The 12,866-nt window shown below is 63.6% G+C and carries 7 protein-coding genes; 4 read left to right on the top strand and 3 right to left on the bottom strand.

All coding sequences use genetic code 11. The features are described from left to right. Positions 1-9 precede the first annotated feature (9 nt). Entirely contained in the window at positions 10-1,785 is a 1,776-nt protein-coding gene (locus AC13HB_RS07370; RefSeq protein WP_482949093.1) for a class I adenylate-forming enzyme family protein, read from the bottom strand. Between the two features lie 272 nt (positions 1,786-2,057). Here AC13HB_RS07370 and AC13HB_RS07365 point away from each other — a divergent pair, with 272 nt between their 5' ends. Then, positions 2,058-4,103, top strand: coding sequence for a 3-hydroxyacyl-CoA dehydrogenase NAD-binding domain-containing protein (locus tag AC13HB_RS07365; protein WP_482949092.1), 2,046 nt, complete (start codon positions 2,058-2,060; stop codon positions 4,101-4,103). 58 nt (positions 4,104-4,161) lie between these two features. On the opposite strand, the gene AC13HB_RS07360 is transcribed toward AC13HB_RS07365, so the two are convergent. Continuing rightward, positions 4,162-5,361: a CaiB/BaiF CoA transferase family protein gene (locus AC13HB_RS07360; RefSeq protein ID WP_482949091.1), complete on the bottom strand. Its 1,200-nt coding sequence runs from the start codon at positions 5,359-5,361 to the stop codon at positions 4,162-4,164. Then, positions 5,358-5,828, bottom strand: a complete 471-nt coding sequence (locus AC13HB_RS07355) for a MarR family winged helix-turn-helix transcriptional regulator (protein WP_482949090.1) — start codon at positions 5,826-5,828, stop codon at positions 5,358-5,360. The genes AC13HB_RS07360 and AC13HB_RS07355 overlap by 4 nt, the downstream gene beginning before the upstream one ends. A 383-nt stretch (positions 5,829-6,211) precedes the next feature. Between AC13HB_RS07355 and AC13HB_RS07350 the strand changes: the two genes are divergently transcribed. The 3 genes from AC13HB_RS07350 (at position 6,212) to AC13HB_RS07340 (ending at position 12,830) form a co-directional block, all read left to right on the top strand. Continuing rightward, positions 6,212-8,749 (top strand): TonB-dependent receptor, encoded by a 2,538-nt coding sequence (locus AC13HB_RS07350; RefSeq protein WP_482949089.1) that lies wholly within the window; start codon positions 6,212-6,214, stop codon positions 8,747-8,749. Between the two features lie 118 nt (positions 8,750-8,867). Beyond that, the gene (locus tag AC13HB_RS07345) at positions 8,868-10,835 is read left to right on the top strand and encodes a tetratricopeptide repeat-containing sulfotransferase family protein (protein ID WP_482949180.1); all 1,968 of its coding nucleotides are present in this window, start codon (positions 8,868-8,870) and stop codon (positions 10,833-10,835) included. Between the two features lie 27 nt (positions 10,836-10,862). After that, positions 10,863-12,830: a BCCT family transporter gene (locus AC13HB_RS07340; RefSeq protein WP_482949088.1), complete on the top strand. Its 1,968-nt coding sequence runs from the start codon at positions 10,863-10,865 to the stop codon at positions 12,828-12,830. The last annotated feature ends 36 nt before the right edge of the window (positions 12,831-12,866 follow it).

Genomic DNA, 12,866 nt, shown 5'->3' with positions numbered 1-12,866 from the left:
ATGTCTCCCCTAGGCCGCGCCGGCCGCGGCGTCCGCTTCGAAAAGCGGGCGCAGTTCGGCTTTCATGATCTTCCCGTTGGCATTGCGCGGCAGTGTGTCTTTTGCAAACAGGATGCGGACCGGAACCTTGAAGCCGGCGAGGTGCTGGCGCACCCAGTCCTGCAGCTCGGCCTCGGATACGATTAGCCCCGGCGCCAGATGGACCACCGCTGCCGGCTCTTCCCCGAGCGTGCGGTGCGGGATGCCGATCAGGGCGGCATCGGTCACGGCGGGATGATCGTAGAGAATGTTCTCGACCTCGGTCGAATAGATGTTCTCGCCGCCGCGAATGACGATGTCCTTGGCCCGGTCGACGATGTAGCAGAAGCCTTCCTCGTCGAGGCGGGCGAGATCGCCGGTGCGAACCCAGCCATCGGTGAAGGTCTCGGCCGAGGCTTCCGGATTGTTCCAGTATTCCTTCACGATCATCGGACCCTTGGCCCAAAGCTCGCCGACTGCGCCGACGGGCAGTTCGCGGCTGCCGTCCTCGCTCATGATCTTCAGCTCGGCGACCGGGACCGGCGGCCCGCAACTATCCGGCCGGTTGAGATAGTCCTCGGAGGAATGGCTGGTCACCGTGGCCGAGGTCTCCGTCATGCCCCAGCCGTTTCCGGGCAGGGCGCCGAATTCGCTCTTGATGCGGCGGACGAGATCGGGCGCCGCCGGCGCGCCGCCATAGGCGATCGCTTCCAGCGAGGACAGGTCGTACTTGTCCCGGTCGGGATGTTCGAGCAATTGCCAGGCAATGGTCGGCACGCCGCCGGTCACATTGACCTTCTCGCGCTCGATGATCCGGAAGGCCTTCACCGTGTCCCATTTATGCATGAAGACCATGGTATTTCCGGCGAAAATGGCGCCCATCATGCCGGCATTGCAGGCGGTGACGTGGAAGAGCGGGATCACCGTCAGCGTCACCTTGGGCGCCGGTTCCGGCGGGGCTTCGCCGCGTCTCAGGAAGGAGCGCGCCGCCGCATAGCCGGAGGACAGGATATTGGTGGTGATATTACGGTGGGTTCCGAGCGCGCCCTTGGGGTTTCCCGTCGTGCCGCTGGTATAGAAGATCGTCGCATTGTCTTCGGGATCGATCGCCACGCCGGGCAGGTCCTGATCGGGAAGGGACATCCAGCTCCCGGGCGCGCCGATCACCTCTTCCAGCCGGGCCGCGCCGCCTTCCGGATCGCCGTCGCAGCGGCTGACCAGGACGTGTTCCAGCGCGTCGAGACCGGTGGTCTCGGGGCCGATACGGTCCCAGCGTTCCATGTCGCAGACGAGCGCGCGGGCGCCCGAATGCCTCAGCCCGTAGGCGAGTTCGGCGCCGGTCCACCAGGCATTGAGCGGAACGACCACGGCACCGATCGCGGTAATGGCGAAAAAGGCGGCCGGCCATTCCGGCAGATTGCGCATGGCCAGAGCGACCCGGTCGCCCTTGCGGATGCCGAGGGATTGCAGGTGATGGGCAAGCGCGGCCGTCGCCCGGAACCAGGCTTCGTAACTGACCCGCTCGTCCTCATAGACCGTGAACAGCGCATCGCCGTGCATGCGACCGTGACGCGCGAGTGCGGCGAGGCTGGGCAGGGCATTCTTCCAGACGCGGGTCTCGACGCCGCGAATGGTCGCGGTCTCCATCTCGAAGCGCATGTCCGGCGCGCAGAGCATGGCCTGCGCCTGTTCCAGGCTGAGTGCGGGCCAGCCCTCCGGCAGTTCCGGCGCAGCGTCCGGCCCACTGCCTTCAGTGTCGTAATTCATCCCCGTAATCCTGTTTTCGGTTTGTTGTCTCGATTATCGATTAAAGAGGCATCTCGATCAATATGCACGAAAATGAAGGGGCGGCCAGACAGGGCAGTGATAGCTGTTGCATTCACTATCGAATGCAGGGTATGCGTCTTCCCGAAATTGAATGTGGCCGGCAAAACGGGCTCAATCAAGAGCTTCACGGCGTGCGCCGGCGCGCTACCCTGACGTCAGAACTGGGACGCCGGACCTTTGCGGCGTGACCCCGCCCATAGGAGGAATTCGCGATGTCCGTAATCACGACCCGCAAGGATGGCGAGGTGCTCGTCGTCACGTCCGACAATCCGCCCGTCAACGCCCTCGGCCAGGCCGTGCGCGCCGGTCTCGCCGATGCGATCGCGGAAGCGGCGGCGGACGATGCGATCAAGGCGGTCGTGATTACCTGCGAGGGCCGGACCTTCTTCGCAGGTGCCGACATCACCGAGTTCGGCAAGCCGCCGGTCGGCCCCTCCCTGCCAGACGTCATCGATGCCATCGAGGCGAGCGCCAAGCCCGTCGTCGCCGCCATTCACGGCACGGCGCTGGGCGGCGGTCTGGAAGTCGCGCTGGGCTGCCATTACCGCATCGCCGTGGCCTCGGCAAAACTCGGCCTGCCGGAAGTGAAGCTGGGTCTCCTTCCGGGGGCCGGCGGCACGCAGCGCCTGCCGCGCGTGGTCGGCGTGAAGGATGCCCTGCCGATGGTCGTCAAGGGCGATCCGATCAGCGCCGCCAAAGCCGAGGCGATCGGTCTGGTCGACAAGCTGGTAGCCGAGGACGGGCTCGCCGGGAGCGGTGTCGCCTTTGCCAGGTCCGTGATCGGCAAGGACAGCCATCCCGTGTCCAGCGCACGCACCGACAAGATCGGCGAGATCGCATCGGACGACGCCTTCTTCGACGAATTCCGCAAGACCCAGATGCGCCGTCTCAAAGGGTTCGAGGCGCCCGAGGCCTGTCTCGAGGCGGTCAAGGCGGCGATCGATCTACCCTTTGCGGAGGGTACGAAGAAAGAGCGCGAGCTTTTCGGCAAGCTGATGACGGGCACCCAGTCGAAAGCGCTGCGCCATGTCTTCTTCGCCGAGCGCGCGGCGGCCAAGATCGACGACATTCCGGCCGACACCCCGCTGATCGACGTCAAGAAGGTCGGCATTCTCGGCGCCGGCACGATGGGCGGCGGTATCGCCATGAACTTCCTGACCGCCGGCTATCCGGTCACGATTCTCGAGCGCGAGCAGGACGCGCTGGATCGCGGCGTCGGAATCATCCGCAAGAATTACGAGCGCTCGGCGGCCAGGGGCCGCTTCACGGACGCGCAGGTGAACAAGGCGATGGGGCTTCTCACGCCGACCCTCGAGATGACCGATCTCGCCGATTGCGATCTCGTCATCGAGGCGGTGTTCGAGAATATGGACGTGAAGAAGGACGTCTTCCGCAAGCTCGACGGTATCGTGAAGGAGGGTGCGATCCTGGCGTCCAATACCAGCTATCTCGATGTCGACGAGATGGCGGCAGAGACGAAACGTCCCGGTTCGGTGCTGGGGCTGCACTTCTTCTCGCCGGCCAATGTCATGCGCCTGCTGGAGATCGTCCGGGCGGCGAAGACCGAGCCGTCCGTGCTCAAGACCGCGATGGCGCTGTCCAGGAAGATCGGCAAGGTCGCCGTCGTTGCCGGCGTGTGCCACGGCTTTATCGGCAATCGCATGCTCAGCCCGCGCCAGCAGGCCGCCAACCAGCTCCTTCTGCAGGGTGCCAAGCCCTGGGACATCGACAAGGCGCTGACCGATTTCGGCATGCCGATGGGTCCCTTCCAGATGTCGGATCTCGCCGGTCTGGATCTGGGCTGGGACAAGGAAAAATCCTCCGGTTCGACCATCCGCGAAGTGCTCTGCGAGCGCGACCGCCGCGGCCAGAAGACCGGCAAGGGCTTCTATGATTACGACGAGAACCGCCGTTCGAGCCCGTCGAAGGAGGTCGAGGAGATCATTGCCGGCTTCGCCGAGAAGTCGGGTCTGCCGCAGCAGGACTTCACCGCGGACGAAATCCGCGCCCGCCTGCTCTTCCCGATGATCAATGAGGGCGCGAAAATCCTCGAGGAGGGCATGGCCCAGCGCGCCTCGGACATCGATACGGTCTGGATCAACGGCTATGGCTGGCCGGCCTATACCGGCGGTCCGATGTTCTGGGCCGACACGATCGGTCTGGAAGCGGTGGTCGAGGGGCTCAAGGCCGCCGGCAAGGGCGACGAGATCTGCAAGCTCCTCGCCGACAAGGCCGCGAAGGGAGAAACCTTCAACTGATCCTTGGAGAGAAGTGTCGACCCAGGGGGCTGGGGCGATATCGGAAGGGCGGGCCCGTCTAGCCGGGTTCGCCCTTTTTCGTGCCCGTTTCCGAAAGGCGGGCCGCCAGCTCGGCCCGGATTTCCTCGGAATGCTCGCCGATGCCCGGGGCGCGGCGGTCGTCGCCGATATCGGCACCGGACATGCGGATGGGTGTAGTCACGCCTGGAATACCGTCGCGCTCGACCTGCAGCCCGCGATGGACGGCCTGGGGGTCGGCAAAGGCTTCGGCGACCGAATTGATCGGACCGGCGGGAATCCCGTCGGCCTCGAATGCGGCGAGCCAGTGGGCGCGCGGCTGCGTACGGGTCGTCTCGGCAATTCGGGCGCACAGGGCATCGCGATTGCCGACGCGCTCGGCATTGGTCCGGTTGGCTTCGAAAACCGCCGACTCCAGATCGAGAATGGCGGCGAGCCGTTCGAACTGGGCATCATTCCCGCATGCGATGATGATGTGGCCGTCTGCGCACTCGAAATCGCCGTAGGGGACGATCGAGGGATGGGCATTGCCGATCCGCTTCGGCGATTTTCCGGTCGCCAGATAGTTGAGTGCCTGGTTGCCGAGCACGCCCATCATCGAGTCGAGCAGAGCGAGATCGATCCATTGCCCCTCGCCGGTGCGGTCCCGGTGAGCCAGCGCCGCCTGCACGGCGATCACGCCGTAAAGCCCGGTGAAGACGTCGGCGAAGGCGACGCCGAGGCGCTGGGGCGGGCCATCGGGCTCGCCGGTGATGTCCATCACGCCGCTCATGCCCTGTATGGCGAGGTCGTAACCGGCGCGATGTGCGTAGGGCCCGGTCTGGCCGAAGCCGGTAATGGAGCAGTAGACGAGTCGAGGGTTGCGGACTTTCACGCTCTCCCAGTCGAGCCCGAACTTCTTCAGTCCGTCGACCTTGAAGTTCTCGATCACGACGTCCGCCGTATCGACCAGCTGACGGGCGGTCTCCAGATCGTCCGGATCGCGGAAGTCCAGAGCGATCGAGCGTTTGCCGCGATTGCAGGAATGATAATAGGCCGCCGCGCGCCCGCTTTCATGCTCGATCCAGGGCGGACCCCAGGTGCGGGTGTCGTCGCCGGCCGGGCTCTCCACCTTGATCACGTCCGCGCCGAGATCGGCCAGGGTCTGCCCGACCCAGGGGCCGGCGAGGATGCGGGCGAGCTCGACCACCCGCAAACCGGCCAGCGGCTTGCCCGCGGTCCCGCGAGGCGAGTCGCTCACCGTGCGATCTCGCCCGTATCGAGGAAGGGCGAGGCGTCGAGATCCTCGGCGTCCATCAGTTCGGCGATGCGCTGCAGCGAGGCGATCAGCATGTTCTGTTCCCAGGGTTGCAGCTGCCGGAAGGAGCGCATGAAACCGGCCTGGAGCAGTTCCGGCGATTTTTCGCTCGCCGCTTCCCCCTTGGCGGTGAGGCGTGCCAGCACGACGCGCTTGTCCTTGTCGCTGCGTATGCGCTCAACGAGGCCGGCCTGGGTGAGCCGGTCGAGTATCGAGGTGATCGTGGCCTGGCTGAGCGAGACTTTCCGGGCGATCGCGCTGGGCGACATCTCACCGCCCTTGTGCAGCGTGTCGATGACCACGAGCTGAGGCGCGGTCAGACCGGTCGCCTTCACCAGGCGTTTGGACTGGAGGTCGATCGCGCGCGTGATGCGGCGCAACGCGACAAGGATTTCGTCGTGATCACTCATTCGGTGGACCGTTGTTGTCGTGCGGATCGGTGTACCCAAGAAGTTCGGGCTTTCCAATACGCCTTGCGCCGCAGCGTGCCTGGAAACTGCTTAGAGATCGAAAGAAAAAACTTCGAAAACGTAGAAACTCGCTGCACCGCAATGAATTTGCGCCGGTTTCGAGAAATCGCGTCGGGGTGTTGTTCCTATGTAACGCAGTCAGCAAAATTCTTTATGAACAACAAGTTGCGCCACGTGTCCTTCGTCGTACCGGGATTTTCGGCGGTCCGGTATGTGCTTTCAACTCAAAGAAGCTGTGGCCAATAATCCCGCAAGGCTCTAGACCCTTTAACCAATCTCGAAATTTCGGTCACTGGTTTACAAAAAAGGGGCTTTACCGCGTCATGCTGAAGCAACGTGCACTAACCACGACGATCCTTTCCGCAGCTGCCATTTCGGTCGCCGCCGCGGGTTCCGCTGCTGCGCAGGTCGATGTCATCACCGTCACCGCCAGCAAGCGTGAAACGACGACGCAGACCGTTCCGATCGCGGTCAACGCGATGAATGAAGAGACGCTCGAGGAACTCGGCGTCGACGTCTTTACCGATTACCTGCAGCAGCTCCCCGGCGTGACCGCGGGCGGTAGCGGCCCGGGTCAGTCCACCATCTATATCCGCGGCCTTGCCTCGACGACGCCGAACCTGACCACGGCGGGCGTGGCCGGCCTCGCACCGAACGTCGCCTTCTATCTCGACGAACAGCCGCTCGCACAGCCGGGCCGCAATCTGGACGTCTACGCTGCCGATATGGAGCGTATCGAGGTTCTCGCCGGTCCGCAGGGCACGCTCTACGGCGCCAGCTCGCAGGCCGGTACGGTCCGCATGATCACGAACAAGCCGGTGATCGGCGAGTTCCTGGCCAGCGCCCAGTTCGGCACCTCCTTCACCGAAGGCGGCGAGATGAGCAATAATGCCGAGGTGATGGTCAACTTCCCGGTCGCCGACAATTTCGCCCTGCGCGGCGTGGTCTATGTCGACAACCAGGGTGGCTATATCGACAATGTCGCGGGTACGCGCGATGCGTCCGAATCGGCCCGCTTCCGTCCGGTCGGCACGATGCGCTCCAATGGCGTCCCGGTTTCCGCCCAGCGCGCCGGCTTCCAGTCGACCGCCGACCTGACCGGTGTGACCTTCATCGAGGCGAACAATACCGGCCTCGTCGAAGAAGATTTCAACGACACGACCTATTCCGGTTTCCGCGTCAGCGGCCTGTGGGACATCAACGCCGACTGGAGCCTGACGGTCGCCCACGCCCAGCAGCAGCTGGACAGCGAAGGCGTCTTCTTCATGGACCCGGAGCTGGACGATCTGCAGATCCAGCGTTTCGAGGAAGACGATCTGGAAGACCGCTTCCATAACACCAGCTGGACCCTGGAAGGCCGCGTGGGCATGCTCGACATGGTCTATACCGGTGCCTTCACGGACCGCGAGACCAATCAGCGCGTCGACTATTCCGACTATCTCTTCGTCGGCCAGTATCTGCCCTATTACATCTGCGACGGCTCTGTGACCTATCCGGGCGCTCTGGACCCGGCCGGCACCTGCCAGGCCCCCAATCTGTTCGTGGATTCGCGTACGGAAACGGAAGTCTTCACGCAGGAGATTCGCTTCAATACGCCGGAAGAGCATCGCATCCGCGCGACTTTCGGCGCTTTCTATTCCGATCTGGAACTGCGTGAGCTGAACGACTTCACCTATCCGGGTTCGACCCAGGCCATCGCCTTCAACAGCGAAACCGGCTTCGGTCCGAACTACCCGCTGACCAATACGGCGGTAACGGGCGAGATCGGCAATGCCTCTCCGGGCTATTTCTCCGATCCGGGGCCTTTCCCGGAAGGCGTAATCTTCCGCAACGATATCCTGCGCACGGACGAGCAGCTCGGCGTCTTCGGTGAAGCGACCTTCGACATCACCGATCAGCTGGCCTTCACGCTGGGCGCGCGCTGGTACGATATCGAAGTCGACATGGAAGGCAGTGCTAACTCCTCCTTCTTCAACTTCGGCCAGACGACCGATGCGCAAGCTTTCGGTACCAATATCTCGGCGCTCTATGCGCCGGACAATCCGTTCGGAAATCCGGATGCGGCGGCGACCAGCGGCACCATCTTCAAGGGTACGCTCACCTGGACGCCGAACGACGATCTGCTCTTCTACGTCACGGCGTCGGAAGGCTTCCGTCCGGGTCTGCTCAACCGTCCCGGCGGCGCGGCCGGACCGGGCGGGTACACGGTGCCCTTCGCGCTCGATACGGACGAGGTGACCAATTACGAACTCGGCTGGAAAACGACGCTGTTCGACAACCAGCTGCGCTTCAACGGTAATGCCTTCATGGTCGATATCGAGCGTCTCCAGACGACGATCTTCGACCCGAGCATCACCAACCTCTTCTTCTCGGACAACGCGGCCAATGCCGAAATCCGCGGCCTCGAGGGTGACATCACCTGGGCGCCGGCGAGCATTGAAGGTCTCACCGTTTCCGGTGCCTTCTCGCTGCTCGACACCGAGATCACCGAGGTTCTGACGCCGACCAACGACGTCATCGTCGGTTCCGAGCTGGCCTTCGCGCCGAGCTACCAGGCCAATCTCCGGGCCCGCTACGAGTGGTTCCTGGAATCCGGTCTGACCGCTCACGTGATGCCGCAAATGGTCGTCTCGGACGGATCCGTCAGCGACGTGATCGAGATCAACAAGGTCGAGCTGGACAGCTATGCGACCTTCGCCCTCACGGCCGGCGTCAGCGACGAGCGCTGGTCCGTCGAGTTCTTCGCGAACAACCTGACCGACGAGCGTGCCGAGATCGCGAACAATTTCGTTTTCGACCGCGAGCGCGTCACGGTGGTCCGTCCGCGTACGCTCGGCGTGCGGGTCGCGATCGACTACTGATCCCGGTTGTCACGCGACAATCGACCACAATAATGGAAGCGCCCCGGACCCCCGGGGCGCTTTCTATCGTTGCCGAGCGGAGTCCTGCTTGTCCCAAGCCGCGGAAAGCCATGCCGACATGCTCAAACGCGCCCAGGCGCTGATGTATGAGGGCCAGTTCGACCAGGCCCTGGAAACGGTCTTGCCCGCTCTGGAAGCCGATCCGGACTATGTGGACGGCCTCTATATGGCCGCCGTCTGCGAGCGTTACCGCAAGCGGCCGGAGGCGGCGAAAGCCTATCTCGACCGGTTGCACCGGACCGCGCCGGAATTCGGGCGCGCCTACCAGGAAGAGGGACATCTGCTCAAGGCTATCGGCGACCGGGCCGGCGCGATCCAGGCCTATCGCCGCGCCTGCCAGTTCAATCCCGCGCTGGAAGCCAGCTGGCGGGCCCAGGCCGATTTGCTGGAAGACGCCGGATCGCCGGGCGAGGCCGCCCAGGCCCGGGCCCAGGCGGACCGGCTCGCCGCGCTTCCGCGCGAGCTGATGGCGGTGAGCCATCTCCTGCACGAAGGCAAGCTCCTCAAGGCGGAACAGCTCTGCCGCGCCTATCTCCAGAAGAACAAGCAGGACACGGAGGGCATGCGCCTTCTGGCGGAGATCGGCACTCGTTTCGGCGTGCTCGAGGATGCCGAATTCCTGCTCGAGAGTGCGATCGAGTTCGAGCCCGACAATACCCAGCTGCGCCTCGACTATATCCAGGTCCTGCGCAAGCGGCAGAAATTCGAGGACGCGCTGCGCGAGGCGAAACGTCTTTATGACGGCGATCCCCGCAACCCGATATTCCAGTCGCACTTTGCGATCGAGTCGATGCAGACCGGCGATTACGAAACCGCGCTCGGCATCTTCGACGACATTCTGGCGAAACTCCCGAACGACCCCGCGACGCTCACTTCGCGCGGACACGCGCTGAAGACCTTCGGCAAGACCGACGCGGCGATCGAGTCCTACCGGGCGGCCATCGCGGCCAAGCCCGATCACGGCGATGCCTGGTATGCGCTCGCCAATCTGAAGACCTATCGCTTCACCGACGACGAAATGGCCGAGATGACGGCGCTGGAGCGCCGTCCCGCACTCGGTTTCCAGGACCGCATCCACCTTTGTTTCGCGCTCGGCAAGGCGCATGAGGACCGGGCGGAATACGACCCGTCATTCGCCTTCTACGAGCGCGGCAACGACCTCAAGCGGGTCCAGACACGCTACACGTCCGACCAGATGGACGAGGAGCTGGAAGCCCAGGCGAGCGTCTGCACGCCCGAGCTATTCGAAATGCAGGGCGGCAAGGGCTGTCCCGATCCGGATCCGATCTTCATCGTCGGCCTGCCGCGCGCCGGTTCCACCCTGCTCGAACAGATCCTCGCCTCGCACAGTCAGGTCGACGGCACCCTGGAATTGCCCAATATTCTCGCCCTGTCGCACCGCCTGCGCGGGCGCAAGCGGGTCAGCGACCGCACGCGCTATCCGCGTATCCTGCACGAGCTGAGCGCCGAACAGCTCGAAGAGCTGGGCCGCGACTATATCGAGAACACCCGCATTCACCGGCAGGGCGCGCCCTTCTTCACCGACAAGATGCCGAACAATTTCCGGCATATCGGTCTGATCAAGCTGATCCTGCCCAATGCGAAGATCATCGATGCGCGCCGCCATCCGATGGCGTGCTGCTTCTCCGGCTTCAAGCAATTATTCGCCGAGGGCCAGGAATTCACCTACGGGCTCGAGGAAGTCGGCCGCTATTATCGCGGCTATGTCGAGCTGATGGCGCACTGGGACACGGTCCTGCCGGGCCAGATCCTGCGCGTCCAGTATGAGGATGTGGTGGCCGATCTGGAGACCCAGGTGCGGCGTATCCTCGATTTCTGCGGCCTGCCGTTCGAGCAGGCCTGCCTCGACTTTCACACCACGGACCGCGCCGTACGCACGGCGAGTTCCGAACAGGTCCGCCAGCCGATCTACGACACCGGCGTCGAACAATGGCGCCATTTCGAAGAGCATCTCCAGCCGCTGCGCGATGCGCTCGGCCCGGCGCTGGAAAACTACGCCGACTGAGCCCGAACACACGCGAGGACTGATCCCATGAAAAAGATCGAACCCGCCGTCTTCTTCCCTGCCGCGATACTGGTTTTTGTCGGTGTCGCCTATGCCATCCTGGCCGGGGACAGCGCGGAACAGCTTTTCACCCAGCTCCGCGTGGCGATCACCGAATCCACCGGCTGGCTCTATTCCGTCGGTGTCGGCGCCTTTCTGGTCGGCGCCCTGATCGTGGCCTTCTCCGACTGGGGGCGGATCAAGCTGGGGCCGGACGACAGCGAGCCGGAATACGGCTTCGCGCCCTGGTTCGCCATGCTCTTTTCGGCGGGCATGGGGATCGGCCTCATGTTCTTCGGCGTCGCCGAGCCGATCACGCACTATCTCTATCCGCCCGAGGGCGATCCGGCGACCGTCGAGGCGGCTCGCGAGGCGATCATACTGACCTATTTCCACTGGGGCATTCATGCCTGGGGGATTTATGTCGTGGTCGGACTGAGCCTGGCCTATTTCACCTATCGCCACGGCCTGCCGCTGACCATCCGATCGGCACTCTATCCGCTGATCGGCGACCGTATCTACGGCCCGATCGGCCATGCGGTCGACACGATCGCCGTGCTGGGAACCCTGTTCGGCGTCGCCACTTCGCTCGGTTTCGGCGTCACGCAGATCAATGCCGGCCTGAATACGCTGTTCGATATTCCGATCTCGACCGATATCCAGCTCATCCTCATCGCCGTCATCACGGCCATGGCGACGTTGTCGGTCGTGGCCGGCCTGGATGCCGGCATCCGCCGCCTGAGCGAATGGAATCTCTATCTTGCCATCGCGCTTCTGATCTTCGTCGTGCTCGCAGGGCCGACCCTCTTCCTGATCAGCGCCTTCGTTCAGAATATCGGCGATTATCTCGATCAGCTCGCGACCCTGACCTTCAATGTGGACGCCTATGGCGACGGAGTCTGGGTCAATGACTGGACGCTCTTCTACTGGGGCTGGTGGATTTCCTGGTCGCCCTTCGTCGGCATGTTCATCGCGCGCATCTCGCGCGGCCGCACGATCCGCGAATTCATTTTCGGCGTCTTGCTCGGCCCGACGCTTTTCACCTTCTTCTGGATGACAGTCTATGGCGACAGCGCCCTGCGTCTTGCTCTTGAAGGCACGGGCCAGGCCATCGTCGATGCGGTTTCGAACGGGCAGAGCGAGCTCGCGCTCTTCGCCTTCCTCGATACGCTCCCGCTGAGCTCCATCACTTCGGTGGCGGCCATCATCCTGGTCGCGACCTTCTTCGTGACCTCGTCGGACTCAGGCTCGCTGGTCAAATCGACGCTCGCATCCGGCGGGTCTCTCAATCCGCCGATTTTCCAGCGCCTGTTCTGGGCTATCCTGGAAGGTGTGGTTGCCGCGGTGCTGCTCGTCACCGGTGGCCTGGCTGCCCTGCAATCGGCGACGATCGCGGCGGCGTTGCCCTTCACGCTCGTGATCATCCTCGCCGGCGCCGGCCTTTTCCGCGCCTGGTCGAAGGAAACCGCGCGCCGGGCCGGGGTCAAGACGGCCGCCCAATTGCCGGTCGAGGGGTCTGCCGTGCCGTGGCGGACGCGGCTTGCGCTGATGTATACGCAACCGATCGGCAAGGACGTCGATGCCTTTATCGAAGAAAAGGTCGGGGAAGCCTTTGCGGAACTGAAAGCCGAATTCTCGGAACAGGGTTTCGAGGCTGAGATTTCCGCCGAAAAGGGTCGCGCCGTACTGACCGTGCCGCAGGGCGAGGGACCCGATTTCGTCTATGGCGTCGTGCGCAAGCTCTATGAGGAACCGCACTGGGAAGTGCCGGCGGCCGTCGACGAGAAGGAAGGCGAAGATGACAGCGAGCAGTATGCGCGCGCTGAGGTCTTCATTACCGCGGGCGGTCAGCACTATTGCATCTACGGCTATTCCAAGGTCCAGATCATCCGCGACGTGCTGCGCCACTACGAGCGGCACCTGCAATGGATGCATCATCTGGCCAGGAATATTTGACGTCCGGCCGGGGCCTCTTCAGCAAATATAAAGCTT

The sequence above is a fragment of the Maricaulis sp. B-26 genome (assembly GCF_056857855.1).
The sequence above is the reverse complement of the archived record's forward strand: the minus strand, read 5'-3'. Positions and strand labels throughout refer to the sequence as shown.